The following is a 26,556-nucleotide window of genomic DNA, read 5'->3' as shown; positions in this document are numbered from 1 at the left end:
GACCGTTCCGGGTGACGCCTGTCACGCTGCGGCCGACCCGCTCACCGACGAGAGGCGTGCCCGTGGACTTCGACGACAGCCCCGACGAGGCCGAGTACCGGGCGCGGGTGCGCGCCCTGCTCAAGGAGCACGCCGGCGAGCTGCTGCACCTCGCGCCGGGGCAGGAGGGGATCGACGCCCGCACCCACGAGGCCGAGATGCGCCGCACCCAGCGGGTGCTCGCCGAGGCCGGCCTGGTCGGCGTCACCTGGCCCCGGGAGTACGGCGGGCAGGGCGGCACGCTCGTGCAGCAGGCGATCGTCGGCCAGGAGCTCGCCCGGGCCCGAGTGCCGGGGCTGATCAACCACATCGGCATCGGCATGTGCGGGCCCACCGTCATCGCCCACGGCAGCCAGGAGCAGCGCGAGCGCTACCTCGCCCCGCTGCTGCGCGCCGACGAGGTGTGGTGTCAGCTCTTCAGCGAGCCGGCGTCGGGCTCGGACCTCGCCGCGCTGCGCACCACCGCCGTCCGCGACGGCGACGACTGGGTCGTCAACGGGCAGAAGGTGTGGACGACGCTGGCGCACGTCGCCGACTTCGGCATCCTGCTCACCCGCACCGACCCGGAGAAGCCCAAGCACGCCGGACTGACCATGTTCGTCGTCGACATGCACGCCCCGGGCGTGACGGTGCGCCCGCTGCGCCAGATGGGCGGCCAGGCGGACTTCAACGAGGTCTTCTTCGACGACGTCCGCATCCCCGACTCGGAGCGGCTCGGCGAGCCCGGCGAGGGGTGGCGGGTCGCGCTCACCACGCTGATGAACGAGCGGGTGGCCATCGGCGGAGCCGGTGGCGCCATCGGGGCGCCGGTGGAGGAGTTCGCCCAGCACGCGCGGGAGCGGCTGCCGCGGCTGGACCCCGAGCGGCAGGTGCTGGCCCGCCAGGCGGTCGGGCGGGCGGTGGTCGCGGCGCTCGCCGCCCGCTACACCGGGTACCGGCGGCTGACCGTGCTCAGCCAGGGCGGCATCCCGGGGCCCGAGGCCAGTGCCGGGAAGCTCGCCGGCACCGAGGCCGGTCTGCTGATGGCCGACGCCGGGGTGCGGCTGCTGGGCGACGAGGCCGTGTACGCCGCCACCGCCGACGGCGACGACCGCTGGCAGCGGACCCAGTCGTGGCTGCCCGGCATCAGCATCGCCGGGGGCACCGACCAGGTGCTGCGCAACATCCTCGGCGAGCGGGTGCTGGGCCTGCCGCCGGAGCCGCGCAGCGACAAGGCCGGGCCTTTCTCGGGAGGGACGCGATGAACTTCGACCTCGACGCCGACCAGCGCGACATCGCCGACGGCGCGCGCGACTTCTACCGGGGCAACGCCTCGCCGGCCGCCGCGCGCGCCGGGCTGGAGGGCGGCGGGCTGGAACCCGGCCGCAAGGCGCTGGCCGACATCGGTTTCCTCGGCATCACGGTCCCGGAGTCCGCCGGGGGCTCCGGGCGCCCGCTGCTGGACCTCGCCGTCGTGGCCGAGCAGGGCGGCGCGGTCCTGGCCGCGCCCTCGCTGGTCACCGCCGCCCGCGCCGCGGTGCTGCTCGGCGACGCGCCCGACCTGGCCGCGCAGCTGGCCGACGGGTCGACGGGGTTCGCCGTGCTGGACGGGGCCGTCGACGGCTCCGCGCCGTCGGTCGACGCCGCGGACGCCACCCTGTTCCTGGGGCTGGACGGTGCGGACCTGGTCGTCGGCGAGGGTGAGGTCGTGCCCGGCCGCCCGCTGGACGCCACCCGCGGGCTGGCTTCCGTCCGGCTGACCTCCCGCCGCGTGCTGACCCCGGACGCCGGCGAGCTGTGGGCCCGCGCCCGGCAGGTGGGCGCGGTCGTCATGGCCGCGGAGGACCTGGGCGGCGCCGAGCGGTGCGTCCAGCTCGGCGTGGCCTACGCCCAGGAGCGGGAGGCGTTCGGCCGCCGGATCGGCTCCTACCAGGCGATCAAGCACATGCTGGTCGACGCCTGGGTCGGCGTGGAGCAGCTGCGCTCGCTGGTCTGGTGGGCGGCGTGGGCGGCCGACTGCAACCCCGCGGAGCTGCCGCTCGCGGCGGCGGCGGCCAAGGCATGCGCGGCGGCGACCTTCGAGCGCGCCGCGAGCACCCTGATCCAGGTGCACGGCGGTATCGGGTTCACCTGGGAGCACGACGCGCACCTGTACTGGCGACGGGCGAAGGTGGACCGGCTGCTGCTCGGGGACGAGGCCGAGCACCTCGACGCCGTCGCCCGGCTCGCCGTCACCGGAGCCCTGGGCGCGGGGCGATGACCGGCGACCTCACCGAGCTGCGGTACGAGGTGGCCGACGGGGTTGCGACGGTGACGCTGCACCGGCCGGACCGGCTCAACGCGTTCACCCTCACGATGGCCGACGAGCTCGCCCGCGTGGCGGCGGCCGCCGACGCCGACGACGACGTCCGCGTGGTGGTCGTGACCGGGTCGGGACGGGCGTTCTGCGCCGGGGCCGACCTCGGCGGCGGAAAGGACACCTTCTCCGACCGGCGCGCCCGGGAGCGGCCGCCGGGTCCGCTCAGCGAGGACATCGGTGGCTTCCCCCGGGACGCCGGGGGAGTGGCCTCGCTGCCCTTCGCCGCGCTGCGCAAGCCGGTGATCGCTGCGGTCAACGGCCCGGCCGTGGGCATCGGCGCGACGCTCACCCTGCCCATGGACGTCCGGATCGCCGCGAAGTCGGCGCGCTTCGGGTTCGTGTTCGGTCGCGTCGGCATCGTGCCCGAGGCGGCGTCCTCCTGGTTCCTGCCCCGGGTGGTGGGCATCAGCCAGGCCATGGAGTGGGTCGCGACCGGGCGGGTGTTCGACGCCGCGGAGGCGCTGCGCGGCCGGCTGGTGTCCCGCGTGGTGCCCGACGACGAGCTGCTGCCGACCGCCTACGGGCTGGCCCAGGAGATCGTGGCGAACACCAGCGGGGTCGCCATCGGCGCGGCGCGGCAGCTGCTCTGGTCGATGCTCGGTGCGTCCTCGCCCTGGGACGCCCACCGCGCGGAGTCCCGGGCGCTGGTCGAGCTGGGGGAGGGGCCGGACCCGGCCGAGGGGGTGGCCGCCTTCCTGGAGAAGCGGCCGCCGCGCTTCCCCGGCCGCCTGCCCGACGGCGCCGTCGCGGGCGTGCCGCGCTGGCCGCTGCCCCCGGACGACGTCGGGCGCGCCTAGCAGGCCCGCCCACCTCGGTCGCTACTCGGTGGGCAGGGCCAGGTTCGGCCCGGCGATCTCCCAGCCGGGTCGGAGCTCGCCGTCGAAGTCGTCCGGCAACAGCGTCGCGGCGCCGCGCTCGACGTCCGCGCCGCCCACCTCGACCCGGACTCCTCGCTCGGCGAAGGTGTCGTCGTCCGTGCAGGACGAGCCGGTCACCCAGTTCTCGCCTTCGACGGAGCCCACGAGCACCACGACGCACCAGGGGTGGTCGGCCGCGCCCCGGCCGGCGTAGACCTGAGCGCCGTCCGCCTCGGCGACGTGACGCAGGTCGTCGACCCCCTCCGGCACCTCGACGCCGTCCGGGACGGCGTCCTCGGCCGTCGCCGACCGGTCGAGCACGGCGAGCTCGGGTGCTGCCGGGCCGCCGCATCCGGTGAGCAGCAGCACGGTGCCGGCGACGAGGGCGGTCCTCCTGCTGCGCGGTTCCATGAGGAGACCCTAGGGGCGGCGTGGGGTCGGCCGGTGCGACGAGGCCGGGCGCCTCAGGGCATCCGCATCGGGTCCAGGTGGCGCAGCAGCGTCTCGCCGAGGTCGCGCATCGCCTCCACCTGGGCGGGGGAGAGCTGGTCGAACAGCTCGCGCCGGACGCCCTCGACGTGCACCGGCGCCGCACCCTCCAGGGCGGCGAACCCTTCGTCGGTGAGGACGGCGAGCTGGCCGCGCCCGTCCTCGGCGCACACCTGCCGGCGCACCCAGCCGCGTTCCTCCAGCCGCGAGACGGCGTGCGACAGCCGGCTCCGGGAGGAGAGGCACCGGTCGGCCAGCTCGCTCATCCGCATCATGCGCTCGGGCGCCTCGGAGAGGGCGACGAGGATCTCGTAGTAGGCGTGCGAGATGCCGGTGCGGTGGCTGAGTTCGCGGTCGAGCCGGTCGAGCAGGAGCTGGGCGCTGTAGAGCCAGGCGCGCCACGCCTTCTGCTCCTCGGGATCGAGCCAGCGCGGCTCACCCGTGGGGAGGGACTCCGACGACACCGACATGGTCATGGGCACAGAATACTGGCGGAATAGTCAAGCGCTCAACTACGCTGACGCCAGACATCGCACCGCCACGCAGGACCACCAGGGAGGCACCATGACCAGCAGCACCAGCGTCCAGATCCCCGGCTACATCGCCGGCACCTGGGACATCGACGCCAGCCACTCCACCGTCGGCTTCTCCGTCCGCCACATGATGGTGAGCAAGGTCCGCGGCTACTTCCGCGAGTTCTCCGGCGAGATCGTCACCGCCGAGGACCCGACGCAGTCCAGCGTCACCGCCACGGTGGACATGGACTCGATCGACACCCGGCAGGAGCAGCGGGACGCGCACATCAAGTCCGCCGACTTCTTCGACGTCGGCAACCACACCGTGATGACCTTCCGCTCCACCGCTGTGAAGACCGACGGTGCCGACTGGACCGTCGAGGGCGACCTCACCATCAAGGGCATCACCAAGCCGGTCGTCCTGGCGCTCGAGCTGAACGGCTTCGGCCCGGACGCCTACGGCGGCACCCGCGCCGGCTTCAGCGCCAAGACCGAGATCTCCCGCAAGGAGTACGGCGTCGACATCGACATGCCGATGGACGGCGGCGGCGTCGTCGTCGGCGACAAGATCAACGTCGAGCTCGAGATCGAGGCCGTGCTCCGCACCGCGTAAGGACCCCTCTGCCCCCGCGCAGGGGGCCGCTCCAGCACGTCGCGAGGGCCCCGGACGGTTCGCCGTCCGGGGCCCTCTGCGTCGGTCGGCGGGCTACGCCATCGCAGGGTTCAGCACCTGGAGCAGGACGTGGTCCTGCCAGCGCCCGGCGATCCGGAGGTAGTGCGGTGCCACCCCGTACCGCTCGAACCCGTTGCGCTGGAGCACCCGCTGGGACGCCGCGTTGTGCAGCAGCGTGCCGGCCTCCACGCGGTGCAGGGCGAGGTCGGTGAACGCCCGGCGCAGCATCTCGGCGACGGCGCGGGTGGCCAGCCCGCGGCCGTTGGCGGCCGAGGCGACCCAGTAGCCGAGGCTGCCGGACTGGAAGGCCCCGCGCACGACGTTGTTCAGCGTGATCCGCCCGACCACCGCGCCGGAGTCGTCCAGGATGACGCAGGGGAGCGCGAGCCCGGCGTCGTGCCGCTCCAGGGCCGCCCGGACGTCGGTCCGCTGGCCCGCCTCGGTGTACCACCGCTCGTCGCGGGCCGGTTCCCAGGGCGCCTGGAACTCCCGGTCCTCGCGGACGAGGTGGGTGAGGACCGGGGCGTCGTCGAGGGCCAGGAGGCGGGTCCGTGCGTACACCCCCGCGACCATGCCAGGCGGCCGGGCGCCGCCGCGGTCGACTCCTCGACAGGGACACTGGGGGACATGTCGACCTCCGCCCTCGCCCGGATCCCCGCCTCGCTCCTGGTCGCCGTCGGCCTCGCCGCCGGCTTCGGCATCGCCCAGGGCACCGGCGTCCGGGCGCTCGGCGGCGCGGTGTTCGCCGCCTGTGGGATCGGTGCCGCCTGGATCGCCGCCCGACGGCGGGGCACCGCCGTCACCGCGGGGCTCGCCGCCCTCTACGTCGGCGCCTTCGTGCTCGCGCACGTGCTCGCCCTGGGCGCCGGTCTCCCCGCCTGGTTCGCGGTGAGTCTGGTCACTGTCGCCGCGGCCGGGGCCACCTACGGGGTGGTCGACAAGCAGCGAGAGGCGGTGTCCGCGCACTGAGCACCTAGAGTGTAGGGAAGGTCGGGGCCCCGAAGGCTGTTGACCTGATGCCCGCGCGCGTCCGCGCGGCGCGCCCCCGAGCTCCCGAGGTGCCCTTCCGCATGCCCACCCGCAACGACCTGCGCAACGTGGCGATCGTCGCCCACGTCGACCACGGCAAGACGACCCTGGTCGACGCCCTCCTCCGCCAGGCCGGCGCGCTCGGCCGCGCCAAGGGCGAGGGGACGGACAACGACTCCACGCAGGACCGCGTGATGGACTCGATGGACCTCGAGCGCGAGCGCGGCATCACCATCCTCGCGAAGAACACCGCGATCCGCCTGGCGGACGAGGACGGCAACCCCGTCGTCGTCAACATCGTCGACACCCCCGGCCACGCCGACTTCGGTGGCGAGGTCGAGCGCGGCCTCTCCATGGTCGACGGAGTCGTGCTGCTGGTCGACGCCTCCGAGGGCCCGCTCCCGCAGACCCGCTTCGTGCTGCGCAAGGCGCTCGGCAAGGGGATGCCGGTCATCCTCGCGGTCAACAAGACCGACCGCTCCGACGCCCGCATCGAAGAGGTCGTCGACGAGTGCTACGAGCTGTTCATGGAGCTCATGGAGGACGCCGGCATGGACGCCGACGCCCTCGAGTTCCCGATCGTCTACTGCAACGGCCGCACCGGGCAGGCGTCGCTGACCAAGCCCGAGAACGGCACCGTCCCCGACAGCCCGGACCTCGGCCCGCTGGTGAAGACGCTGCTGGACACGATCCCGGCGCCGGAGTACGACGCCGAGGAGCCGCTGCGCGCGCAGGTCACCAACCTCGACGCCTCGCCGTTCCTGGGTCGCCTGGCGCTGCTGCGCATCCACTCCGGTGAGATGAAGCGCGGCCAGCAGGTCGCCTGGTGCAAGGTCGACGGCACGATCAAGAACGTCAAGATCACCGAGCTGCTGGTCACCGAGGGCCTCACCCGGACGCCGGCCGAGAGCGCCGGCCCCGGCGACCTGGTCGCCATCGCCGGCATCGAGGACATCATGATCGGCGACACCCTCGCCGACCCGAACGACCCGCGGCCGCTGCCCCCGCTGACCGTCGACGAGCCCTCGATCTCGATCACCATCGGGATCAACACCTCGCCGCTGTCGGGCAAGTCGGGCAAGAAGCTCACCGCCCGCCTGATCAAGAACCGCCTCGACCAGGAGCTGGTCGGCAACGTCAGCGTGCGCATGCTGCCCACCGACCGCCCCGACACCTGGGAGATGCAGGGCCGTGGCGAGCTGGCGCTGGCCATCCTCGTCGAGCAGCTGCGCCGCGAGGAGTTCGAGCTCACCGTCGGCCGGCCCACCGTCGTCACCAAGGAGATCGACGGCAAGCTGCACGAGCCCGTCGAGCGGGTCACCATCGACACCCCCGGCGAGTACGTCGGCACCCTGACCCAGGCGCTCGCGGTGCGCCGCGGCCGGCTGGAGAACCTGGTGCACCACGACACCGGCTGGGCGCGGATGGAGTACGTCGTCCCCTCCCGCGGCCTCATCGGGTTCCGCACCGAGTTCCTGACCGAGACCCGCGGCACCGGCGTGCTGAACAGCAACCTCGAGGGCTACGAGCCGTGGCTGGGCGACATGCGCGCCCGGCCGACCGGCTCGCTGGTCGCCGACCGCCAGGGCGTGGCGACGACCTACTCGATGTTCTCGCTGCAGGAGCGTGGCCAGCTCATGGTCCAGCCGGGCACCGAGGTCTACGAGGGCATGATCGTGGGTGAGAACTCCCGTCCGGACGACATGGACGTGAACATCACCAAGGAGAAGAAGCTCACCAACATGCGCAAGTCCACCTCCGAGGAGCTGGAGCGGCTGATCCCGCCGAGGATCCTCAACCTGGAGCAGGCGCTGGAGTTCTGTGCCGAGGACGAGTGCGTGGAGGTCACGCCGGCCGGCGTCCGCATCCGCAAGGTGGTGCTCGACCAGACCGAGCGCGGCAAGGCCAAGAACCGCAAGCCCAAGCCCAGCTGATCCGCCCCACGACGCAGCGAGCCCCTGCCCGGATCACCGGGCAGGGGCTCGCTGCGTCATGGGGCCGTTACGGCGCCGGCGCGAAGGCCACGTGCGGGTGGTCCATGTGGTTGGCGGTGGGGGAGCCGCGGTCCTCCATGGGCTGCCAGGCCCAGCCCGTCCACGTCCCGGCGATCTGCTGCTGCCAGATCACGTACTCGACGCCGAGGCGTGCCGCGTTGTCGATGACGTACTGGCTGAGCGCGTCGCCCGTGGCCCGGTCGTCGTAGACCATGAAGTCGGCGGCGCGGCCCTCCGACGGGCTGTGGCCGGGGCGGGTGAGCACCGTCGGGATGCCGAACTCCGCGGCGACCTCCGCGACGGCGGGGCGCACGTGCGGTTCCCACGCGCCGTAGGCGGCCGTGTCCGGGGCCGGCCGGTCCGCGGCGCGGCTGGCGCGTTCCGGGGCCGCCGACGGGCCGCCGACGAGGGTGAGTCGCTGCCCGACGCGCAGCACGTTCGGGTCCGCCCCGATGACCTCGAGGTTGAGGGCGTGCACGTCCTGCCAGGTGGTGCCGTGGCGGGCGGCGATGCCGCCCAGCGTGTCGCCCGGCTGGACCACGTACTCGCCGCCGACGGGGGCGGGGGAGGGGGCGGCAGGGGCGTTTCCCGACCCGCCGATGACGAGGACCTGGCCGACGCGCAGGACGTTCGGGTCGGCGCCGATGGTGGCGAGGTTGTCGGCGTGGATGGTCTGCCACGAGGTGCCGTGGGCGGCCGCGAGCCCGCCCAGCGTGTCACCGGGGACGACCGTGTGCTCCCCGGGGTGGGCCTGGGCCGGACCGGCGATCGCGAGGGAGGTAGCCGCGGCGGCCGCGAGGACCACGGCCGGACGTGCCATGGCCGCCGCCGCGGAGGTGCGGGTGGAGCGACCGGGTCGCGCCGTGCGGTGCTTGAGCATGGGAGAAGCCTCTCGCCGCCTGCGGGGTTAGCTGTCGGGTTCGGGCGAGAGCTGCCCGGCCGCGTGCTGCGGCTTCACCCCGAGGCCGAGGGCCAGGATCTCGTGGGTTCCCCGCGCCTGCCCGTCGTGTGCACGGGTCCGGTGGCGGTGGGCAGGTTCGGCGGTCCGCCATCCGGGCCCACCCGTTGGTGGACGCAGCACGGTAGGCAGACCGCCGTCCCCGACGGCAAGGCCGCGGAGCCTGCATCGCGGGCAGCCCCGCGCGGACTGACTCCCCGTGGCCCGCCCCCGACTGCCCGTGTGCGGTGCTCGTACCGGCGGCGCACGGTCCGCGGCGCGGGCTCCGTGCTCGTCAGGTCACGAATCGTGATGACTGGCCGGGGCGGTCCGACGCGCCCGCCACGCCGTCGAGGAGTCTCGCCTCGCACCCGTCCTACGTTGACCTCGGAGCCGTCTCCCCGGCTCCCTGGGAAGAGGAAGGCGGCCGAACGCTCATGGCGACGATCACCCGTACGGTTCCGGCGATCGAGGGCTTCCGGGGTGGCATCGACGTCCGGGTGAGCCTGCGCGCCGACGCCGGATCGGGCGGTTCGGCGTTCGACGGTGCGTGGTTCCCGCGGAGCCGGGACCTCGCCGTGGAGCTGCCGGAGCTGATCGCGGCGCTGGAGCGGCGTGGTGTGCGGGTGGAGCGGTTCACCTACGCCCTCGACGCCTGGGAGCCGGCCCCCCGCAAGCTGGAGGTGCTGGGCCGCACGGTCCGCGCCGGCGGCTTCCGGAGCATGGACCCGCAGGTCGTCTGCCTCACCTGGGCCGGGGGGAACCGCCGGGCCGACCTGCTGGTCGTCCCGCCGGAGACCGACGTCCTCACCGGCGCCCGGGCGCTGCGGCTGTGCACCCGGCGGGGCCTGCCGTCCTCGCCCCAGATGGTGCTCGCCGCGGCCCGTTCCACGCCCCTTCCGCAGGTGCCCACGCTGCCGGTGTCCCGCGCGGTGTAGCGCTCGTCCGCCGACGGCGGATCCGCTGCCGGCGAACTCCCTGGACGCGCGGGCGCCGACCGGGCTGGAGTGCTCGGCACGAGACTCCTCGTCCTCGGCGGCACCCACTTCCTCGGCCGGCACGTGGTGGAGGCCGCGCTCGCTCGCGGGCACGACGTCGCCACCTTCACCCGGGGCCTGACGGGTCCGCCGCCGGAGGGCGCGCGGGCGCTGCACGGCGACCGCGACGACCCCGGCGCGCTGCCGCGCGCGCTGGGGGAGTGGGAGCCCGAGCTCGTCGTCGACACCTCCTGCCAGTAGAAGGACCCCCGTGCCCCCCGGCACTCGCAAGCTCGCGCCGGGACCCTGCACGAGAGCCAGCAGCCTCAACGCGTACCGCAACTGGCCGCCGGGGCCGCTCGGCCCGGAGGACGGCGAGCCGACCTGGGACACCGAGGACGACGAGTACGGGCCCATCAAGGCCTTCGGCGAGCGGCAGCTCGCCGCCGCCGTCGGTGGCCGCTTCCTCGCCGCCCGTGCCGGCCTGATCGTCGGCCCCTCCGACCCGATTCCACCGCCTCGGCTGGTGGCTGGAGCGCATCGCGAGCGGCGGTCGGGTGGTCGTCCCGGCCGAGGGCGTCGCCCAGCCGATCGCGCTGGTCGACGCCCGTGACCTGGCCGCCTGGCTCGTGGACATGGCCGGGCAGGGCCGCACCGGTGCGGTCAACGCCACGGGGCCGGCGGGCATGACGACCCTGGGCGGCCTGCTCGAGCTCTGTCGGGTCGTCACCGGGAGCGCGGCGGAGTGGGTACCGGTGCCCGAGGCCGACCTCCTCGCCGCCGGCGTCCAGGAGTGGCTGCACCTGCCGCTGTGGCTGCGCCACGAGGTCGCCCGCACCGCCTGGGACGTCGACACCACCCGGGCCGCCGAGCTCGGGCTGGCCACGCGGGCGCTGGAGGCGACTGTCGCCGACACCTGGGCGTGGCTGCGCTCCCACGAGCGGCCGGCGCCGCCGGCGCACCGCCCCGCCGACCAGCCCGGACCCGGCCTCCCGGCCGAGCTGGAGGCCTTCCTGCTGGCCGGCCGCTAGGAGCAGCCGGCGGGTGCCGTGCGGCGCCCTGTCAGTCGCGGGGGGCGCTGGGCCGGCCCGCGCCGACCGGGACCTCGCGGGAGTCGGTGGCGTCGGCGGCCACGTTCTGCTCGGCCACCTCGGCGAGGGCGTCGGCCGACTCCAGCCGCGCGTCCCGCCGGTACTGGCGGTAGGAGTGGACGACGGCCAGCACCCAGACGACCGCGAGCACCGCGTAGACCAGGGCGCTGACGGCGTCGCCGGCGTCCACCCAGTCGCTGCGCAGCAGCGTGCGGGTGTTGGTGATCACGATCATCCCGCCGACCAGGGAGCCCAGCATGCGCGGCGGGATGTGCCGCACCAGCCACGCGGCGATCGGCGCGGCGACGAGGCCGCCGGCGAGCAGCCCGGCGACCCACAGGGGGTCGATGCCCGCCGAGCCCAGCGCCATCAGGAAGCCGAGGCTGGCCGCCAGCGCGACGAGGAACTCGGAGGTGTCGATCGAGCCGATGACCTTGCGCGGCTCCATGCGGCCGCTGGCCAGCAGCGCCGGCGTGCCGACCGGTCCCCAGCCGCCGCCACCGGTGGCGTCGACGAAGCCGGCCACCAGCCCCAGGGGCGTGAGGAAGCGCCGGCGGATGGGCTTGCCGACGTTCCGCCGGTCGATGCCGCGGAGCGTGAAGCGCACCAGGATGTAGACGCCCAGCGAGACCAGGATCAGCGACATGACCGGCGCCGCGACCGACGTCGAGAGGCCGGACAGGAAGTGGGCGCCGACGAACGCCCCGACCGCACCGGGCACTCCCACCTTGGCGACGACCTTCCAGTCGACGTTGCCGAACTTCCAGTGCGAGAGCCCGGAGGCGAGCGTGGTGCCGATCTCGGCGAGGTGGATGGTCGCCGACGCCGCGGCCGGGTTGGTGCCGATGGCCAGCAGCAGGGTCGTCGAGGTGACGCCGTAGGCCATGCCGAGGCTGCCGTCGACGAGCTGGGCACCGAGCCCGGCGAGGGCGAGCAGGATCAGGGTCTTCACGGGCACTGGCTCCGGGGTCTCAGGACGCGGGCGCGCAGCGGCGACCGCGTGAGGCGAGGGTGAGACGTGGTGGCGCCGGGGAGGCGCGGGGGCTCAGCAGCCCGGACAGGCGGCGGTGCAGACGCGCAGCAGGTCGACGTGCCGGCGGCTCACCAGGAGCAGCATCGTCGTCCGCGTCACGGCGCAATGTCTACCAGATCGATGCACTTAGGCGCAGTGCTGGTCCCGACGCGTGGGACGGCGGTGGCGGGTGCGCGCGATGGGTCCGTTGTGGCACGGCGAGGTGCGGGTGCCGGCGCCGCGCGCTCAGCTGTGCGCGGTCTCGCCCGGGCCGGCGTCCTCGCGCACCGCAGCGAGGGACTCCACGAGGTCGGCCCGGGCCCGCGCCACCCGGGAGCGGATGGTGCCGACGGGGCACCCGGCGACCTCCGCGGCCTCGGCGTAGGGCAGTCCCAGCAGCTGCGTCAGCACGAACGCCTCGCGCCGGTCGGGGGCCAGCCGGGCCAGCAGGTCGGCGACCGCGGCGCCCTCGCCGACGGCGTCCGCGGCGCCCGGCGGGGCCAGCAGTTCCAGGTCGGCGGACTCCCGGACCAGGGTCAGCCGGCGCCGGCGGCGGGACTTCAGCGCGTCGGCGCAGACCCGGCGGGCGATGGCCAGCAGCCAGGTGCGGACCGAGGACCGGCCCTCGAAGCGGTGCAGGGAGCCGAACGCCCGCAGGTAGGTCTCCTGCGTCAGGTCGTCGGCGGAGGCCCGGTCGCCGAGCGCGGCGCAGAGCCGCCAGACGTCGGACTGCGTCTCCCGCACGAGGGTGGCCGCAGCCAGCGGGTCGCCGTCGGCGGCGTCCGCGGCCAGGCGTGCCAGGTCGTCCATGTCCTCGTTCGGATGTCGCGGAAGAAATCCCGCCGACGCGGGAACCGGACGGCGTCCGGTGGCGACTAATCAACCATGTCCTGCCACACCTGCCGCGAGGCGCTCTCCGCGCGGCTCGACGGCGAGCCGCTCGGGATGCCCGCCGACGAGCTCGACGCGCACCTCGCCACGTGCCGCGGGTGCGCGGCCTGGGCCGCCGCCGCCGAGCGCGTGACCCGCCGAGCGCGGCTGGCGCCGGCCCCGTCGGTGCCCGACCTCACTGCGAGCGTCCTCTCGGCGCTGCCGCGCGAGCTCCCGGGTGCGCGGGCGGCCGCGCGCGCCCGGTTGGCGGACACGGCGGTGCGGCTGGCGCTGCTCGCCGTCGGGGTGGCGCAGGCGACGCTGGCCTGGCCGGTGCTCGCCTCCGGCGCCGGCGCGATGAGCGCACCGGTGCACATGGCCCGGGAGAGCGGCGCCTGGAACCTGGCGCTGGCCGCGGCGTTCCTGGCCGTCGCGGCCGGTCCGCGGCTGGCGGCCGGCGGGCTGCCCTTCCTGGGCTCCTTCGTGGCGCTGCTGATCCCGGTGACGGTCGCCGACCTGCAGGCCGGGCACGTGCACACCGACCGGGCGCTGGCCCACCTGCTGCTCGTGGCCGGCACGGCGCTGGTGGCGACCGTCGCGTGGCGGGGCCGCCGGCATCGTTCCGTCCCCGCGGTCGCCGACCGGCGGGTGACCGCGTGAGGCGCACCGCCCTCCTGCTCGCGCTGCTGGTTCTCGGCTGGTTCGGTGCGGGCATCGGCACGGCCGGTCCTGCAGCCGCGCACGCCACGCTGGTCTCCACGACCCCGGGGGAGGGCGCGCGGCTCGACGCCGCGCCCGACGAGGTGACCCTGCGGTTCTCCGAGGGCGTCTCGCTGGGCGCCGGGTACGCCCGGGTCCTCGGCGCCGACCAGCAGCGGGTGGACTCCGGGAACGCCTCCGTCGACGGCGACGTCGTCACCATCCCGTTGCGCGGGGACCTGCCCGACGGCGGCTACCTCGTCACCTACCGGGTGGTCTCGGCCGACTCGCACCCGGTCTCCGGTGCCTTCTCCTTCGTCGTCGGCGACGGGGAGCTGCTGGGCGCCGACGCGGCGGACGCGGCGGCGGCGACCGACCCGGTCGTCGGACTGCTGCTGCCCGTGGCGCGCTGGGTGGGCTACGCCGGGCTGGCGCTGGCGCTCGGGGTGCCCGTGCTGGTCGCCACCTGCTGGCCGACCGGGCGGGGCACCGCGCGGCTGCGGCGCATGGCCCTCGGCGGGGCCGCCGCGGTCGCCCTCTCCGCGGCCACCGGGTTCCTCCTGCAGGGCCCCTATGCCGCGGGCGCGGGGCTCGGCGCGATTGCCGACCCCGCGCTGCTCGGCGCCACGGCGCGGACGGGCGCGGGCTGGTCCGCCCTCGCGCGCGCCGCCCTGGCCGTCGCCCTGCTGCTGGCGCTGCGCCGTGCCTGGCGGGCTGCCGCACCACCGGGGCGGGGGACCGCCGTCGGGCTGGCGGCCCTGGGCGGCGGACTGGTCCTGGCGACCGCGGCGGTCGGGCACCCGGTCGCCGGGCCGTGGCCGGTCCTGGCCGTGCTGGTCGCGGCGGTGCACGCGGGGGCGATGGCGGTCTGGTTGGGCGGGCTCGCCGGCCTGCTCGCCGCCGCGGTGCGGCCGGGCGCCGCACCGGGCGACGTGGCCGCCGCCCTCCCACGGTTCTCCCGGCTGGCGTTCGGCGCGGTCGTGGCGCTCGTCGTGTCCGGGATCGTGCAGTCGGTGCGGGAGGTCGCGTCCCCCACCGCGCTGGTGGAGACGACGTACGGCCGTCTGCTCGCGGTCAAGCTGCTGCTCGTGGTGGTCGTCCTCGCCGCGGCCGGGATCTCCCGGGTGTGGGTGCAGCAGCGGCTGGGTGTCCGCCGTCCTCCGCGACGCCGGACGACGACCGTGCACGCGTTCGCCGCCGCGACCGCCGTCGCGGGCCGGGCCGAGCCCGCCCCCGCGGCGGTGGCGGCCGCGGGGGAGCGGGAACAGGCCCAGGCGGAGGCCGCGGTCGAGCACCTGCCGGCGTTGCGGCGCTCACTGCTCGTCGAGGCGGTGCTGGCCGCCGTCGTCCTCGCGCTGTCGGCGGTGCTGGTCGCGACGCCGCCGGCCCGGACGGCGCTGGCCCAGCCGGTGGAGGTCGTGCTCCCCCTGCAGAGCGGCTCCGGCGCGACCTCGGGCAGCGTGCAGATGACGGTCGAGCCCGCGCGCCCCGGCCCGAACACGCTGCACCTCTACCTCTTCGACGACGACGGCCGGCTCACGCAGCCGGCCGAGATCCGGGTGACCCTCACCGAGCGGAGCCAGGAGATCGGTCCGCTGGACGTCGCCCTGCAGCCCGCCGGCCCCGGTCACTTCGTCGGCGACGGCATGTCGATCCCGGGCGCCGGCACCTGGACGCTCACCGCCACCGTCCGGCTCGACGAGTTCACCGCCCTCACCGCGGCCACGGACTTCCCCGTGCGCTGACCTCCCGCCCCCCCGTCCGACCGCGTTCCTTCCCTTCCTTCCCGAGGAGTCCTGTGTCCCTGCCCCGTCCGCTCGCCCGGCTCGCCGTCCTGCTGCTGGCCACCCTGACCGCCCTGGTGGCGGCCGTGGGGCTCGCGACCGCCGCATCCGCCCACGTCACCGTCTCCTCCGCCGACGCGGAGCCCGGGGGGTACGGCAAGCTCACCTTCCGCGTGCCGAACGAGAGCGACACCGCCAGCACCGTCGCCCTGCGGATCCAGATCCCCGAGGAGGCCGCGATGGGCTCCCTCCGGGCGCAGCCGGTGCCGGGCTGGACGGTGACGATGACGACCGCCGAACTGGCCGAGCCGGTCGAGGTGCACGGCCAGCAGATGAGCTCGTACGTCTCGGTGGTGGAGTACCGCGCCACCGACGGCGCCGGCATCGCGCCCGGCCAGTTCCAGGAGTTCGCGCTCTCCGGCGGACCGTTCCCGGAGGCCGAGCAGCTCAGCTTCCCGGCGGTGCAGAGTTACAGCGACGGTAGCGAATCGGCGTGGATCGAGCCCACGGTCGACGGGCAGGACGAGCCCGAGCGCCCGGCCCCGGTGCTGTCGCTGGCCGCCGAGGGCGAGCAGACGGGGCACGGCGCCGGCGACGAGACCGCGGGGCACACCGGCGACGAGGCCGCGGGGCACACCGGCGGCGACCCGGGCGCGATCGCGCTCTTCGTGTCGATCCTCGCGCTGCTCGTCGCGCTCGCCGGTGTCGTCCTCGGCGTGCGGGCCTCCCGACGTACCGTGTCCTCGTGACATCCGCCGTTCGACGTCCCCGCCGGGTCGCGCCGGCGCTGCTGCTCACCACGGGCCTCCTGCTGGCCGGCTGCGGGGGCTCGGCGGACGACGCCGCCGAGGAGCACGACCACTCCGCGGGTGCGCCGGCCGTGGTGGAGGCCCCCGACGACCGGTACGCCGGGCTGGACCTGAACGAGGCGTACCGCCGCCCGTCCTTCACCCTCACGGACACGACCGGCGCCCCGTACGACTTCAAGGCGGCCACGTCGGGCCGGCCGACGTTGCTGTTCTTCGGCTTCACCAACTGCCCCGACGTCTGCCCCACGACCATGGCCGACGTCGCGGTGGCGCTGCGCGGGCTGGACCCGCAGCTGGCCGAGCAGGTCCAGGTGGTCTTCGTGACCACCGACCCGGCGACCGACACCCCCGAGGTGCTCGGGGAGTACCTGGGCCGGTTCGACGCCGACCTGCCCACCCCGTTCATCGGCCTCACCGGCGACCAGGACAGCATCGACCAGGCCCAGCTGGCGGCCGGGGTGCCGCAGGCCGAGGACAACGGACGGCTGCACTCGACGCTGCTGCTGCTGTACGGCGCCGACGACGAGGCGCACGTCGCCTTCGACGCGGGCAACACCCCGCAGGACATCGCCGCGGACCTCCAGGCGGTGGCGGGCGCGTGAGCCGGGGGCCCGGCCGGCTGCTGACCGTCCTGGCCGCGGTGCTGGCGTTGCTGGCCCTGGCCGGGCCGGCGTCGGCGCACGTCGGGGGCGGTGCGGCGGGGAGCGACTTCGACGCCCGCGTGCTGTCGGTGACCCCTCAGCTGCCGGGGGTGAGCGTGCGGTCGCTGCAGTTCGGTGACGAACTGGAGCTGGTGAACACCTCGGACGTCGAGGTGCTGGTTCCCGGGTACTCGGACGAGCCCTACCTGCGGATCGGCCCCGACGGCGTGTGGCGCAACGCGCACAGCCCGGCGACCTACATCAACCTCGACCGGTACGGGCGGACCGCGCTGCCGGCCTCCGCCGACGCCGACGCCGCGCCCGCATGGGAGCAGATCTCGACCGAACCGCACTACGTCTGGCACGACCACCGCACGCACTGGATGAGCGAGGGCGTCCTCCCGCCGCAGGTCGCGGCCGACCCCACCCGCGAGCACGTGGTCTCGGAGTGGGTCGTGCCCGTCCGGCACGGCGCGACTGAGGCGGAGATCGCCGGCGTGCTGACCTGGAGCCCGCCGCCGTCGCCGTGGGTCGTGTGGCCGCTCGTGTCCGCGCTGCTGCTCACCGCGGTGGCCGCCGGGCTGCTGGCGCGCACGCCCCTCCCGCTGGGCGCCCTGCTCGCCCTGGGCGCCCTGGCGTCGCTGTGGCACGCGGCGGCCACCCCCGAGCCCCCGGTGACCGCGGGCTCGCACACGGGCGCCGTCATCTCGGCGCTGCTGCCCGCCTCGGCCACGCTGCTGTGCGCCGTCCTCGGGCTGCGGGCCGCGCGGCGGGGCCGGGGTGCGCTGACCGGGCTGCTGGCGGTCGTCACCGGCTGGCTGCTGCTGGTGCAGGGTCTGCCCGACGTCGACGTGCTCTGGTCGGCGAACGTGCTCTCCGCCGGGCCGGAGCCGCTGGCGCGGCTGGCGGTGGGGGTGCTGACCACCCTCGGTGCGGGGCTGCTCGTCGGTGGCATCGCGGCGGTGCGCCGCTTCCGGGAGACCCCGGCCCCGCCCGCGGGAACCGCCGCCGGCCTTCCGTTGCCGGCGGCCTGACGGCGGTTCCCGCGCGGATCAGGCGATGTCGGCGACGATGTTCGGCGCACCGCCGCCGAACAGGGTGTTCGCCCGCTGCAGGTCGCCCTCGAAGTCCACCTCGACCGCGGCGTACTGCGAGATGTCGACCGGCCGCACGCGCATGCCGCGCTCGGCGATCGCCGTCTCGATGCCCCGCTCGAAGTAGTCCTCGTGCGAGCAGCTCTCGAGGTGCTCGATGAGCGTGGCCTTGTCGGTCGAGGAGACGTAGTTGATCCCCACCGCCTCGCCGAGGCCGCCGCGGACGATCTTGGAGAGCTCGCGGATGCAGCCGTCGTCGTCGAGGGTGTACTTGACCTCCTCCTCGGCGACGGTGCTGGTGTCGACGCAGACGAAGCTCTCGTCCGCCGCGATGCTCGGCAGGGTCGCCTCGAGCACGGCCGGGTCGAAGACGACGTCCCCGTTGAGCCACAGCACGCCGCCCTCGCGGGTCGTGCGCAGCCCGCGCAACAGGCTCTTCGACGTGTTGGTCACCGCGAAGTCGGGGTTGTACGTGAACAGCAGGTCCGGGGCAGCCTTCATGATCCGCTTGCTGCGGTAGCCGACCACCGCGGTGATCGACACGTCGGCGCCGAGGACGGCGCGCAGGCCGTCGAGCTGGCGCTGCATGATGCTGCGCCCGTCGTCGAGCCGGGTCAGCGGCTTGGGGTCCTGCCGCCCGAGCCGGGTGCCCATGCCCGCGGCCAGGATGACGACCTGCACCGACGACGTCAGCGGGCGCCGACCCGTGGTGCGGGTGGCGGAGGGCGAGCTGCCCCGACGGACAGCGTTGAGGACGTGGTCACCGGTCCGCACGGACATCATCTCCCTCAGGGGTGGTGCTGGTGGTGTGCCCGGACGCGGGTGCGCCCGGGAGGAGCAGGTCGAGGACGCGCTGCGCGGCCGCGCCGTCCTCGAGGTGGCAGAACATCTCCTGGAAACGGGCGTAGCGCTCGGCGTACTCCGACCTGATGCCGTCGACGTCGGCGATCGCCGAGACCAGCTCGCGGCTGTCGCGCACCAGCGGGCCCGGGGCGACGTCCTCCAGGTCGAAGTAGAAGCCGCGCAGCTGGTCGCGGTAGTTCTCCAGGTCGTAGGTGTAGAACAGCAGCGGCCGGCCGGTGATCGCGAAGTCGAACATCGTCGACGAGTAGTCGGTCACCATCAGGTCCGCCGCCAGGTACAGGTCGCGGATGTCGGGGTGGTTGCACACGTCCCGCACCGCGGACCCGTCGACGATCTCCAGCCGGTCCATGACCATGTTGTGCAGCCGCAGCAGCAGCACGTGGTCCTCGCCGAGGCGCGCGGAGAAGTCCTCCAGGTCGATGGCGAACTCGAAGTCCTTCGACGCCGCCTTCTCGAACACCAGGTCGTCGCGCCAGGTCGGCGTGTAGAGCACCGCCGTCTGGCCCGGCTCGATGCCGAGGTCGGCGCGCACCTGCGTGCGCAGCTCCTCGCGCCGTGGGCTGCAGAGCAGGTCGTTGCGCGGCAGGCCCGTCTCGTGGATCGGACCGGTGAAGCCGAAGGCCTTGCGCAGCCGCTCGGTGGTGACCGCGTTCGGTGACAGCAGCAGGTCCCAGCGGGCGATGTCCTGGTCCAGGTAGGCCAGCCGGCCCTCCGGCGCCCACAGCACGTCGTTGTGGATGCGCTTGAGCATCGTGCCGTGCCAGGTCTGGAGGTACGTCGTGCCCGGCCGCTTCTGCCAGTCCAGCGGGATGTGGTCGTTGGAGATGACCAGGTCGGCCCCCTCCAGCGCGGCGATCGACTCGGGGCTGCCGAACGTCAGCGTCTCGACGTCGGCCGGGAAGGTGGCCTGGGTGTGCGGTGCCGACAGCCACGTGTGGGTGGCCTCGACCCCCCGCTCGAGGAGGGCCTCGTAGAGGGCGCGCGGACTGTCGGAGAAGTGCCCCCGGAAGGCGACGTAGACGATGTTCACCGGGCCGCTCCCGTCAGCGCGTCGCCGGTCGTCAGTCCGCCGGCCAGCACCGGGAGGACGAGGTCGGCCAGCTCCTGCCAGGACTCGACGACGGTCAGCGCGCCGGCCGCCAGGAGGGCCTCGGCGCGCGCCGCGCGCTCGTGGGGGAGCACGAAGAGCAGGTTGCCGACCGTGGGGCAGCCGGCACCCACGGCCGATCGGACCCCGGCGACGGCGTCCTCCACCGCGAGCCCCTGCTCGGGAGCGATACCCAGGGCCGCGCAGGCATGGCGGTAGACGGCCGGGGCGGGCTTGCTGGTCGGGACGGGGAGCGAGTCCTCGGCGCTGTACCGGCGCGCGGGCGGGATCAGCTCGTCCAGCCCGGTGGCGGTGAAGCACGCGGCCAGCCGGGACAGCGCGCTGGAGCTGACCGCGGCGAGCTCCAGCCGGCCGGCCAGCGCCCTCAGCGCCGCCAGGGTCGGCTCGTGCGGTCGCAGCGTGGCACCGAGGTGCTCGGTCACCGCCCGCCGCTCCTCGGCGACCCAGGGCTCGACGTCGACGTCCGTGATGCCCGCCCCGGCGGCGAGCGCCAGCGCGGTCGACCGGAAGTTCATGCCGGTGGCCGCGTGGCGCAGCTCGTCGGCGCCGTACCGGCGGTCGACGCCGACGGAGGCGAGGAAGGCGTTGGTGACCTCGGCGGAGGCCTCGAACGCCGGCTCCTCGGAGGGGAAGAGGTTGCCGTCGGCGTCGCAGAGCAGGTACTGCACCCGCTCGATCAGCGTCGGCGGAACGGTCGGCACCAGCTGGGCTCCCTTCGGGGACGGGGTGGAGGAGGAGGCGCCGGTCACCGCGGCAGACCCGCGGGGCCGGGTGTCCGGGCGGCCACGGTGGCCCGGACCCCGTCGCGGTCGAGGGCGGTCAGTACCTCCCGCAGCTCGGCCACCAACGCGGAGTCCTCCCCGAGGTCCCCGAACAGCGCGGTCTCGCCCAGGAGCGGCCGCGGGTCGTCGCCCCCGGCGCGGGCCAGCGACTGCAGGCGCTCGGCGAGCGCGTCCTCGACGGTGAGCGGCCGGCCGGCCTCGTCGGTGCCCCGCAGGAACCGGAACCAGCCGGCGACGGCGAGAGTGAGCAGGCCGTGCGGCCGCCCTTCCGCGAGCGCCTGGCGCAGGGACGGCAGCAGGTGGTGCGGCATCTTGGTCGAGCCGCGGCGGCACAGCCGGGGGAGGCCGTCGGCGATCGCCGGGTTGGCGAAGCGCTGGAGCAGCGTGCGCTTGTACTCGGCGAGGTCGATGCCGTCGGGCGGCGGCAGCAGGGGAGTGACCTCGTCGTCCATGAGCCGGGTCACGTAGCCGGCGAACACCGGGTCGGCCATCACCTCGTCCAGGCTCGCGTGCCCGGCGAGCGAGCCCAGGTAGCCCAGGGCGCAGTGGCTGGCGTTGAGCAGCCGGGTCTTCATCAGCTCGTAGCGGCCCACGTCGGGGACGAACCGCACGCCGACGGCGTCCAGCGGAGGCCGACCGGCGGAGAAGTTGTCCTCGATCACCCACTGCGAGAACGGCTCGGTGATGACCGGCCACCGGTCGTCCACGCCGTAGCGCTGCGCCACCGCGGCCCGTTCCTCGGGGCTGGTGTGCGGTGTGATCCGGTCGACCATGCTGCTGGGGAAGGCCACGCGGTCGGCGATCCAGCGGGCCAGCACCTCGTCGCGCAACTGGGCGAACCCGACCACGGCCGCCCGGGCGGCGTCGCCGTTGCGGTGCATGTTGTCGCAGGAGACCACGGAGAACGGCTCGAGGCCGGCCCGCCGGCGGCGATCGAGCGCCTCCACGAGGTAGCCGAAGACCGTGCGGGGGGAGGTGGGCCGACGCACGTCCCACCGGATGTCGGGATCGTCGGCGTCGAAGAGCCCGGTCCGGGGGTCGAGCCGGTAGCCGCTGTCGGTGATGGTGAGCGACACCATGCGCGTGCGCTCGTCGGTGAGCAGGTCCAGCACGGCGACGGGGTCGTCGGGTGCGAAGTGGTAGCCGACCATGACGCCGACGACGCGGGCGCGCTCGCCGTCGGGGCTGCGCTCGACGACCGTGTAGAGGTGGTCCTGCGGGGCCAGGGCGTCCTTCATCGTGCGGCTGTGCAGCCCGACACCGACGACGCCCCAGTCGTCGCTGATCCGCCGCTCGGCGAGCTCGTCGAAGTAGAGCAGCTGGTGAGCGCGGTGGAAGCCGCCGACGCTGAAGTGGACGACCGCCGGGGTGAGCGCCGACCGGTCGTAGGTCGGCACGCTCAGCTGGGCCTCGTGGAGCGGCAGGGTGGCGTCGGTCAGCGGGTGGATGTCGGCTGCCGCCACCACGTTCGGGGCGCCGGGATCGGGCACGAGGGCGGGCGCTGGATGCCCGGCCGCCGCCGTCCCGGCGGTCGTCTGCAGGTGCAGGAGCTCGGCCTGTGACATCGCGTCCCTCCTTCTCGGTCCGTAGCGCGGCGGATGCGACCCGCCCCGGTTCCGGGGGCGGGCGGATCAGCAGTACACGGGTGAAACTCGGTGCCGCGCAAGGCCGGGCGCCGCGTCGCGGGAGCGGTGCGCACCGGGGCGGCGCGGATGCTTCACGCCAGATGGGGGCAATGCCCGTTTCCGGCGCGGCGCAAACTGCTGGCAGTGTGCCGTGGGCGTCCATGATCGCCGATCACTGATCCGTCCTCGCGCCCGGGGTCGAATCACACGGTTGTCACTCGAGAACGGGGCCGCTGTGGCGCCCGGGGCGTGTGGTGCGGCTCGTCGCGGCGTGTCGCGGACGACGCGCCGAACGCCTGGTCACGGATGCGTCACGGAGTGTTTCGATGGAGGTGCCCGATCGGGGGCGCGCACATCCAGGAACGCGAGACGGACAGGGTGCATGGACGCTGGTATCGGCCCGGAGGCCCGCACGGAGCTGCTGGCGGTGGTGCGGCCTCGATCCGATAGGGCCGCCGGCGGCCGTGGCCGCCGGCGCGCACCCCGCGCGCAGGCCCGGCGCAGCCCGGCGCTGCTGCTGGGGTCGCTCCTCCTCGGCGGCGTCGTCGCGGCCGGGGTGAGCCTGCAGGGCGCCCCCGCGGCCGAAGCCACCTCCGTGCTCGCCGCCCAGACCTCGCTGCTGACGGCCGAGGAGCGTGTCGAGGTGCTGCCGCAGGCCTCGATCACCGTCGCCGAGGCGCAGGCGCGTCTCGAGGAGGTCGCCGCCTCGCGCGCCGAGCGGCAGGCGGCCGAGGAGGCCGCAGCGGCCGCAGCGGCCGCCGCCGAGGAGGCCGCGCGACCCAAGGCCGTCCTGCCGGTCGCCGGCGCCCGGCTGACCAGCGGCTACGGCAGCCGGTGGGGGACCTTCCACTACGGCATCGACCTCGCGGCCCCCATGCGCACCCCCGAGTACGCCGCCGTCGACGGTGTGGTGCTGCGCGCAGGATCGGCCAGCGGCTTCGGCCTGGCGGTCTACATCCTCCACGAGAACGGCGACGTCACCGTCTACGGCCACATGGACAAGATCCTCGTGGAGCCGGGCCAGTACGTGGAGGCGGGGGAGACCATCGCGCTGCTGGGCAACCGCGGGCAGTCGACGGGGCCGCACCTGCACTTCGAGGTGCACAAGGGTGGCCTGGAGGGCAAGCGGGTGGATCCGATCGCGTGGCTGGCCGCGCGCGGCGTCCACGTCTGAACCACGGGCGGCCGTGGTCTGATCGCGGCGTGGCCGACGCCGTCGAGGACACCAACCGGCGGCTGCTGCGCGCGCGGGACGCCATGGACCGCGACTACGCCGAGCCGCTGGACGTCCCGACGCTGGCCCGCCTGGCCCACGTCTCGCCGGCCCACTTCATCCGCACCTTCCGGGTGGCGTTCGGGGAGACCCCGCACCGCTACCTGCAGCGGCGACGGGTGGAGCGGGCGATGTTCCTGCTGCGCGCCACCGACCGCAGCGTGACCGAGATCTGCATGGACGTCGGGTTCTCGAGCCTGGGCACCTTCAGCCGCGTCTTCCGCGACATCGTGGGGGAGTCGCCGAGCGCCCATCGCCGGCGCGGGCCGCTCCCGCCGGTGCCCACCTGCTTCGCGATGGCGTGGGCCCGGCCGGCGACGGATCGAGCATTTTCGGAGAAGCGGTCGCCGGTGCCGGCTCCCTAGCGTCCAGCCCATGCTGACGACCATCTCCATCACCCAGATCTACGTCCCCGACCAGGACGCCGCCCTCGACTTCTACGTCGGGAAGCTCGGGTTCGAGGTGCAGACCGACATGCACTTCGGGCCCATGCGTTTCCTCACCGTCGCGCTGCCCGGCGATCCCGGGCGGGCGGTGCTGCTGGAGAAGCCCGGGCCCCCGGCGATGAGCGAGGAGACGGCCGCGCAGGTGCGCGAGCTGGTGAGCAAGGGGGCGGCCGGCGGTCACCTCTTCTTCGCCTGTGACGACGCGTGGAAGACCCACGCCGAGCTGAAGGAGCGCGGCGTCGAGATCACCGAGGACCCGGTCGAGCAGCCGTACGGCATCGACTTCGGCCTCCGTGACCCGTTCGGCAACCACATCCGCGTCGCCCAGATGACGCAGGGCTGAACGCGGCCCGCCACGCGGTACACCGCGCCGACCCCCTCCGTCGGCCCCGCCGCCCGGCCCTGTACAGTCGTTCCCGGCCCGGAGGAAGTCGCCGGGCCGGGATCGGGGCTGTGGCGCAGCTGGTAGCGCACCACACTGGCAGTGTGGGGGTCAGGGGTTCGAGTCCCCTCAGCTCCACCCCGATGACCAGGCCGTTCCCCTTCGGGGGAGCGGCCTGAGTCGTCTCTGGTTGCAGTTGTGGTTGCAGTTTGCCCACCCTCACCTGGAAGCAGCAGGGCGCTCATCCGGTCGGCGGCTTCACGAGCCAGCGCCGGCATGACGTGGCTGTAGATGTCCATGGTCGTGCGCATCTGGCTGTGGCCGAGCAGCTCCATGACGACCCGCGGGTGCACGTTCTCGGAGAGCAGCAGGGTGGCGGCGGTGTGCCGGCCGTCGTGCAGCCGGACGTGCCGGACGCCGGCCGCCTGGAGCAGCCGGGTCCAGTCGTCGTGGTCGGTCTTTTTGTCGATCGGCCGGCCGTTGGGCTGAGCGAAGACCAGGTCCTCGTCGTGCCACTCGGAGCCGGCCAGCATCTGCTCGCCGAGCTGGACCGCCTTGTGCCGGTGGAGCTCGGCGGCCAGCGGGATCGGGAGGGCCAAGGTGCGCTGGCTGCGCCGGGTCTTGGGCTCCTCGTAGATCAGCCCGCCGCCGCGGACGCGGTGGATGCTGCGCCGGACCGTCAGCGTGCCGGTGAGCAGGTCGATGTCCTTCCACTGCAGCGCCAGGGCCTCGGACTGCCGTAGGCCGAGGGCGAGGGCGACGGTCCAGCGCGCGGAGTTGCGCACATGAGCCGCGGCTTCGAGGACGGCGCGGGCTTCGCCGAGGTCGAGGGCGGTGGCGATGTTGCTCGGGCGCTGGGCGGGCGGGTCGACGAGGGCGGCGACGTTGCGGGGAACGTGCCCGCGCTGGACGGCGACGGTGAGCGCCCGGGACAGGATGCGGTGCTGGCGCAGGACGGTGGCGGGGGAGTAGCCGGCATCGAGGAGCGCGGTGTAGAGCTGGTCGAGGTGCTCGGGACGCAGCCGGTCGAGGCGATGCCGTCCGATGCCGGGGATCAGGTGCTTGCGGACGGCAGACTCATAACTCTCCAAGGTCCGCTGGCGCACGCGGCGCGGGGCGATGGTGGTGAGCCAGTGCTCCAGCCAATCGGCGACGGTCGGGGTCGACGTCTCGGTGATCGTTCCGGCGTCCCTCGAGCGCTCCAGGCCGCGGACCTTGGCGACCACGACGCCGCGGCTCTTGCTGCTGACGTGCCGGCGGTCGGGCTTGCCGGTGAGGGTGAAGCCGACGGAGACGTAGCCGTGCCAGCGCCCGTCGGCGCCCTTGTAGATCGTCGACTCGCCGTTCGAGGCGCGTCCCGCCATTGGTCATCCCTGGGTCGTGGGCTGGAGTGTCAGTCTGGCCGAGCGGTCCGACACCGGCGGAGCGGTTGTGGACTCACGCGGCATCGGGCGACGTCGGGCCGAGTTCGAAGAGTCCGCGCTGGTCCGTGCTGGTCCGGGCCCGTCGAAGCGCACGAGGAGCGGTGCGGGGAGCTTCCAGGCCGCGAACGTAACGTTCGAGCTCGCTGCGGGAGAGGCGGCAGCTCCGGCCGATGTGGACGGGGCGCAGGTCGCCGGCCTTCATCAATGCGTAGACCGTCGTGCGCCCGAGGCGGAGCACCGTGGCGGCCTCCTCGGGTGTGAGCAGCAGCGGGTCGCTGGAGACCGGCTCCCGAGGTCGCTGCGCGTCGCTCATCTCGCCCCTCCTCGTCCTGTGGCCTCGTGCGCCGGCGTCCGGCGCCGCACGCCCACCTGGAGAAGGCGCCTTTTCCGGCCGGGTGGTGACAGTGCCCGGCGATGTTCCTGTTTTTCTCCAGTCCCTGCTGTCCGAGCTCCTGGTCTCCTGGGTCCGACGTCCGTCGGCTTGCTCGGTCGCCTGACCCGCTCAGGCGCGTCTCCGGTTTTCCTCCAGACCGGGGCCCGGCGCGCTGGGCGTAGATCGTGGGCGCTGGCACCCTTGGCGCATGAGTTCCGATCGCCTGGCCTTGCTCACCACCGATCCGGCCGTGCTGAGCGGCCAGGCGGTGATCGCCGGCACCCGCGTGCCCGTCAGCGTGGTGCTCGACTGCCTTGCTGCCGGAATGAGCCCGTAGGAGATCGTCGCGGAGTACCCGACCCTGACCTCGGAAGGCGTGCAGGCGGCCGCCGCGTACGGGGCGCTGCTGGCCCGCGGGGAACTGGCCCCGC

At 74.4% G+C, this 26,556-nt stretch carries 29 protein-coding genes, 1 tRNA gene, 1 pseudogene and 1 riboswitch; of the genes and pseudogenes, 19 read left to right on the top strand and 12 right to left on the bottom strand.

Annotation, left to right across the window (positions count from 1 at the left end; all coding sequences use genetic code 11):
- The first annotated feature begins 56 nt into the window (after positions 1-56).
- Genes ACI8AG_RS09340 through ACI8AG_RS09330 form a run of 3 tightly spaced genes read left to right on the top strand, consistent with a single transcriptional unit; the run spans position 57 to position 3,174 of the window.
- On the top strand, positions 57-1,283 hold the full coding sequence (locus ACI8AG_RS09340; RefSeq protein WP_456596811.1) for an acyl-CoA dehydrogenase family protein: 1,227 nt from the start codon (positions 57-59) through the stop codon (positions 1,281-1,283).
- Complete coding sequence (locus ACI8AG_RS09335; protein WP_456587395.1) at positions 1,280-2,278, top strand: acyl-CoA dehydrogenase family protein; 999 nt, start codon at positions 1,280-1,282, stop codon at positions 2,276-2,278. The genes ACI8AG_RS09340 and ACI8AG_RS09335 overlap by 4 nt, the downstream gene beginning before the upstream one ends.
- Positions 2,275-3,174, top strand: coding sequence for an enoyl-CoA hydratase-related protein (locus ACI8AG_RS09330; RefSeq protein ID WP_456596810.1), 900 nt, complete (start codon positions 2,275-2,277; stop codon positions 3,172-3,174). Before ACI8AG_RS09335 ends, ACI8AG_RS09330 begins: the two co-directional genes overlap by 4 nt.
- A gap of 21 nt (positions 3,175-3,195) precedes the next feature.
- Here ACI8AG_RS09330 and ACI8AG_RS09325 read toward each other — a convergent pair whose 3' ends face one another.
- Together ACI8AG_RS09325 and ACI8AG_RS09320 are read right to left on the bottom strand one after the other, a co-directional pair.
- The gene (locus ACI8AG_RS09325) at positions 3,196-3,645 is read right to left on the bottom strand and encodes a hypothetical protein (protein ID WP_456596809.1); all 450 of its coding nucleotides are present in this window, start codon (positions 3,643-3,645) and stop codon (positions 3,196-3,198) included.
- Between the two features lie 53 nt (positions 3,646-3,698).
- On the bottom strand, positions 3,699-4,199 hold the full coding sequence (locus ACI8AG_RS09320) for a MarR family winged helix-turn-helix transcriptional regulator (protein WP_456596808.1): 501 nt from the start codon (positions 4,197-4,199) through the stop codon (positions 3,699-3,701).
- 88 nt (positions 4,200-4,287) lie between these two features.
- Between ACI8AG_RS09320 and ACI8AG_RS09315 the strand changes: the two genes are divergently transcribed.
- Entirely contained in the window at positions 4,288-4,851 is a 564-nt protein-coding gene (locus ACI8AG_RS09315; RefSeq protein ID WP_456587399.1) for a YceI family protein, read from the top strand.
- Positions 4,852-4,944: 93 nt separating this feature from the next.
- Here the strand turns inward: ACI8AG_RS09315 and ACI8AG_RS09310 are convergent, their stop codons facing one another.
- Entirely contained in the window at positions 4,945-5,472 is a 528-nt protein-coding gene (locus ACI8AG_RS09310; RefSeq protein ID WP_456596807.1) for a GNAT family N-acetyltransferase, read from the bottom strand.
- A gap of 66 nt (positions 5,473-5,538) precedes the next feature.
- Between ACI8AG_RS09310 and ACI8AG_RS09305 the strand changes: the two genes are divergently transcribed.
- A complete protein-coding gene (locus tag ACI8AG_RS09305) occupies positions 5,539-5,880 on the top strand; it encodes a hypothetical protein (protein ID WP_456596806.1) in 342 nt (113 codons plus the stop codon).
- 101 nt (positions 5,881-5,981) lie between these two features.
- The gene (gene typA, locus ACI8AG_RS09300) at positions 5,982-7,874 is read left to right on the top strand and encodes a translational GTPase TypA (protein ID WP_456587402.1); all 1,893 of its coding nucleotides are present in this window, start codon (positions 5,982-5,984) and stop codon (positions 7,872-7,874) included.
- A 67-nt stretch (positions 7,875-7,941) separates the two neighbouring features.
- On the opposite strand, the gene ACI8AG_RS09295 is transcribed toward typA, so the two are convergent.
- Complete coding sequence (locus ACI8AG_RS09295; protein WP_456596805.1) at positions 7,942-8,814, bottom strand: LysM peptidoglycan-binding domain-containing protein; 873 nt, start codon at positions 8,812-8,814, stop codon at positions 7,942-7,944.
- A 21-nt stretch (positions 8,815-8,835) separates the two neighbouring features.
- Positions 8,836-8,929, bottom strand: a riboswitch (cyclic di-AMP (ydaO/yuaA leader).
- A gap of 379 nt (positions 8,930-9,308) precedes the next feature.
- On the opposite strand from ACI8AG_RS09295, the gene ACI8AG_RS09290 reads away from it, so the two are divergent.
- From ACI8AG_RS09290 to ACI8AG_RS09280, 3 genes are all read left to right on the top strand, one after another.
- Positions 9,309-9,809 (top strand): DUF5994 family protein, encoded by a 501-nt coding sequence (locus ACI8AG_RS09290; protein WP_456587404.1) that lies wholly within the window; start codon positions 9,309-9,311, stop codon positions 9,807-9,809.
- 69 nt (positions 9,810-9,878) lie between these two features.
- Complete coding sequence (locus tag ACI8AG_RS09285) at positions 9,879-10,109, top strand: NAD-dependent epimerase/dehydratase family protein (protein WP_456596804.1); 231 nt, start codon at positions 9,879-9,881, stop codon at positions 10,107-10,109.
- Positions 10,110-10,405: 296 nt separating this feature from the next.
- Positions 10,406-10,879 carry a hypothetical protein gene (locus ACI8AG_RS09280; protein ID WP_456596803.1) on the top strand — a complete coding sequence of 158 codons (474 nt, stop codon included), beginning with the start codon at positions 10,406-10,408 and terminating at the stop codon, positions 10,877-10,879.
- 31 nt (positions 10,880-10,910) lie between these two features.
- Here the strand turns inward: ACI8AG_RS09280 and ACI8AG_RS09275 are convergent, their stop codons facing one another.
- Entirely contained in the window at positions 10,911-11,891 is a 981-nt protein-coding gene (locus ACI8AG_RS09275) for a sulfite exporter TauE/SafE family protein (protein WP_456596802.1), read from the bottom strand.
- Between the two features lie 306 nt (positions 11,892-12,197).
- Positions 12,198-12,761, bottom strand: a complete 564-nt coding sequence (locus ACI8AG_RS09270; RefSeq protein ID WP_456596801.1) for a sigma-70 family RNA polymerase sigma factor — start codon at positions 12,759-12,761, stop codon at positions 12,198-12,200.
- Between the two features lie 75 nt (positions 12,762-12,836).
- Between ACI8AG_RS09270 and ACI8AG_RS09265 the strand changes: the two genes are divergently transcribed.
- From ACI8AG_RS09265 to ACI8AG_RS09245, 5 genes are read left to right on the top strand one after another with little or no spacing between them, the layout of a single operon-like run.
- Positions 12,837-13,481 carry a zf-HC2 domain-containing protein gene (locus ACI8AG_RS09265; protein WP_456596800.1) on the top strand — a complete coding sequence of 215 codons (645 nt, stop codon included), beginning with the start codon at positions 12,837-12,839 and terminating at the stop codon, positions 13,479-13,481.
- Positions 13,478-15,265 carry a copper resistance CopC/CopD family protein gene (locus ACI8AG_RS09260; protein WP_456596799.1) on the top strand — a complete coding sequence of 596 codons (1,788 nt, stop codon included), beginning with the start codon at positions 13,478-13,480 and terminating at the stop codon, positions 15,263-15,265. Before ACI8AG_RS09265 ends, ACI8AG_RS09260 begins: the two co-directional genes overlap by 4 nt.
- A gap of 53 nt (positions 15,266-15,318) precedes the next feature.
- Positions 15,319-16,053 carry a YcnI family copper-binding membrane protein gene (locus tag ACI8AG_RS09255; protein WP_456596798.1) on the top strand — a complete coding sequence of 245 codons (735 nt, stop codon included), beginning with the start codon at positions 15,319-15,321 and terminating at the stop codon, positions 16,051-16,053.
- Entirely contained in the window at positions 16,050-16,715 is a 666-nt protein-coding gene (locus ACI8AG_RS09250) for an SCO family protein (protein ID WP_456587411.1), read from the top strand. Before ACI8AG_RS09255 ends, ACI8AG_RS09250 begins: the two co-directional genes overlap by 4 nt.
- Positions 16,712-17,788 (top strand): hypothetical protein, encoded by a 1,077-nt coding sequence (locus tag ACI8AG_RS09245; protein ID WP_456596797.1) that lies wholly within the window; start codon positions 16,712-16,714, stop codon positions 17,786-17,788. Before ACI8AG_RS09250 ends, ACI8AG_RS09245 begins: the two co-directional genes overlap by 4 nt.
- Before the next feature lie 18 nt (positions 17,789-17,806).
- Here the strand turns inward: ACI8AG_RS09245 and ACI8AG_RS09240 are convergent, their stop codons facing one another.
- The 4 genes from ACI8AG_RS09240 to ACI8AG_RS09225 are packed head-to-tail and all read right to left on the bottom strand — an operon-like array spanning position 17,807 to position 22,167.
- A complete protein-coding gene (locus ACI8AG_RS09240; RefSeq protein WP_456596796.1) occupies positions 17,807-18,622 on the bottom strand; it encodes a phosphocholine cytidylyltransferase family protein in 816 nt (271 codons plus the stop codon).
- Positions 18,609-19,742 carry a CDP-glycerol glycerophosphotransferase family protein gene (locus tag ACI8AG_RS09235; RefSeq protein WP_456596795.1) on the bottom strand — a complete coding sequence of 378 codons (1,134 nt, stop codon included), beginning with the start codon at positions 19,740-19,742 and terminating at the stop codon, positions 18,609-18,611. Before ACI8AG_RS09235 ends, ACI8AG_RS09240 begins: the two co-directional genes overlap by 14 nt.
- Positions 19,739-20,521, bottom strand: coding sequence for an HAD family hydrolase (locus ACI8AG_RS09230; protein WP_456596794.1), 783 nt, complete (start codon positions 20,519-20,521; stop codon positions 19,739-19,741). Before ACI8AG_RS09230 ends, ACI8AG_RS09235 begins: the two co-directional genes overlap by 4 nt.
- 44 nt (positions 20,522-20,565) lie before the next feature.
- Entirely contained in the window at positions 20,566-22,167 is a 1,602-nt protein-coding gene (locus ACI8AG_RS09225) for a mannitol dehydrogenase family protein (protein ID WP_456587416.1), read from the bottom strand.
- A gap of 442 nt (positions 22,168-22,609) precedes the next feature.
- Here ACI8AG_RS09225 and ACI8AG_RS09220 point away from each other — a divergent pair, with 442 nt between their 5' ends.
- From ACI8AG_RS09220 to ACI8AG_RS09205, 4 genes are all read left to right on the top strand, one after another.
- Positions 22,610-23,401, top strand: coding sequence for a M23 family metallopeptidase (locus ACI8AG_RS09220; protein ID WP_456596793.1), 792 nt, complete (start codon positions 22,610-22,612; stop codon positions 23,399-23,401).
- Positions 23,402-23,430: 29 nt separating this feature from the next.
- Positions 23,431-23,865: a helix-turn-helix domain-containing protein gene (locus ACI8AG_RS09215; protein ID WP_456596792.1), complete on the top strand. Its 435-nt coding sequence runs from the start codon at positions 23,431-23,433 to the stop codon at positions 23,863-23,865.
- Between the two features lie 10 nt (positions 23,866-23,875).
- Entirely contained in the window at positions 23,876-24,289 is a 414-nt protein-coding gene (locus tag ACI8AG_RS09210; protein ID WP_456587419.1) for a VOC family protein, read from the top strand.
- A 104-nt stretch (positions 24,290-24,393) separates the two neighbouring features.
- Positions 24,394-24,466, top strand: a tRNA-Ala gene (locus tag ACI8AG_RS09205).
- A gap of 200 nt (positions 24,467-24,666) precedes the next feature.
- Here ACI8AG_RS09205 and ACI8AG_RS09200 read toward each other — a convergent pair.
- Positions 24,667-25,692: pseudogene (locus ACI8AG_RS09200) on the bottom strand (tyrosine-type recombinase/integrase); the annotation flags it as partial.
- 73 nt (positions 25,693-25,765) lie between these two features.
- Positions 25,766-26,065, bottom strand: a complete 300-nt coding sequence (locus ACI8AG_RS09195) for a helix-turn-helix domain-containing protein (protein WP_456596791.1) — start codon at positions 26,063-26,065, stop codon at positions 25,766-25,768.
- A gap of 268 nt (positions 26,066-26,333) precedes the next feature.
- Here ACI8AG_RS09195 and ACI8AG_RS09190 point away from each other — a divergent pair, with 268 nt between their 5' ends.
- Complete coding sequence (locus ACI8AG_RS09190) at positions 26,334-26,462, top strand: DUF433 domain-containing protein (RefSeq protein ID WP_456596790.1); 129 nt, start codon at positions 26,334-26,336, stop codon at positions 26,460-26,462.
- The last annotated feature ends 94 nt before the right edge of the window (positions 26,463-26,556 follow it).

Source organism: Blastococcus sp. SYSU DS0552, from assembly GCF_054050815.1.
The sequence above is the reverse complement of the archived record's forward strand: the minus strand, read 5'-3'. Positions and strand labels throughout refer to the sequence as shown.

What these genes read in the sequence shown, in the direction of transcription:
- ACI8AG_RS09335 (WP_456587395.1), top strand. Translation starts at nt 1,280, where the DNA reads ATGAACTTCGACCTCGACGCCGACCAGCGCGACATCGCCGACGGCGCG.
- ACI8AG_RS09330 (WP_456596810.1), top strand. Translation starts at nt 2,275, where the DNA reads ATGACCGGCGACCTCACCGAGCTGCGGTACGAGGTGGCCGACGGGGTT.
- ACI8AG_RS09325 (WP_456596809.1), bottom strand. Translation starts at nt 3,645, where the DNA reads ATGGAACCGCGCAGCAGGAGGACCGCCCTCGTCGCCGGCACCGTGCTG.
- ACI8AG_RS09320 (WP_456596808.1), bottom strand. Translation starts at nt 4,199, where the DNA reads ATGACCATGTCGGTGTCGTCGGAGTCCCTCCCCACGGGTGAGCCGCGC.
- ACI8AG_RS09315 (WP_456587399.1), top strand. Translation starts at nt 4,288, where the DNA reads ATGACCAGCAGCACCAGCGTCCAGATCCCCGGCTACATCGCCGGCACC.
- ACI8AG_RS09305 (WP_456596806.1), top strand. Translation starts at nt 5,539, where the DNA reads ATGTCGACCTCCGCCCTCGCCCGGATCCCCGCCTCGCTCCTGGTCGCC.
- typA (WP_456587402.1), top strand. Translation starts at nt 5,982, where the DNA reads ATGCCCACCCGCAACGACCTGCGCAACGTGGCGATCGTCGCCCACGTC.
- ACI8AG_RS09295 (WP_456596805.1), bottom strand. Translation starts at nt 8,814, where the DNA reads ATGCTCAAGCACCGCACGGCGCGACCCGGTCGCTCCACCCGCACCTCC.
- ACI8AG_RS09290 (WP_456587404.1), top strand. Translation starts at nt 9,309, where the DNA reads ATGGCGACGATCACCCGTACGGTTCCGGCGATCGAGGGCTTCCGGGGT.
- ACI8AG_RS09270 (WP_456596801.1), bottom strand. Translation starts at nt 12,761, where the DNA reads ATGGACGACCTGGCACGCCTGGCCGCGGACGCCGCCGACGGCGACCCG.
- ACI8AG_RS09265 (WP_456596800.1), top strand. Translation starts at nt 12,837, where the DNA reads ATGTCCTGCCACACCTGCCGCGAGGCGCTCTCCGCGCGGCTCGACGGC.
- ACI8AG_RS09225 (WP_456587416.1), bottom strand. Translation starts at nt 22,167, where the DNA reads ATGTCACAGGCCGAGCTCCTGCACCTGCAGACGACCGCCGGGACGGCG.
- ACI8AG_RS09220 (WP_456596793.1), top strand. Translation starts at nt 22,610, where the DNA reads ATGGACGCTGGTATCGGCCCGGAGGCCCGCACGGAGCTGCTGGCGGTG.
- ACI8AG_RS09210 (WP_456587419.1), top strand. Translation starts at nt 23,876, where the DNA reads ATGCTGACGACCATCTCCATCACCCAGATCTACGTCCCCGACCAGGAC.
- ACI8AG_RS09195 (WP_456596791.1), bottom strand. Translation starts at nt 26,065, where the DNA reads ATGAGCGACGCGCAGCGACCTCGGGAGCCGGTCTCCAGCGACCCGCTG.
- ACI8AG_RS09190 (WP_456596790.1), top strand. Translation starts at nt 26,334, where the DNA reads ATGAGTTCCGATCGCCTGGCCTTGCTCACCACCGATCCGGCCGTGCTG.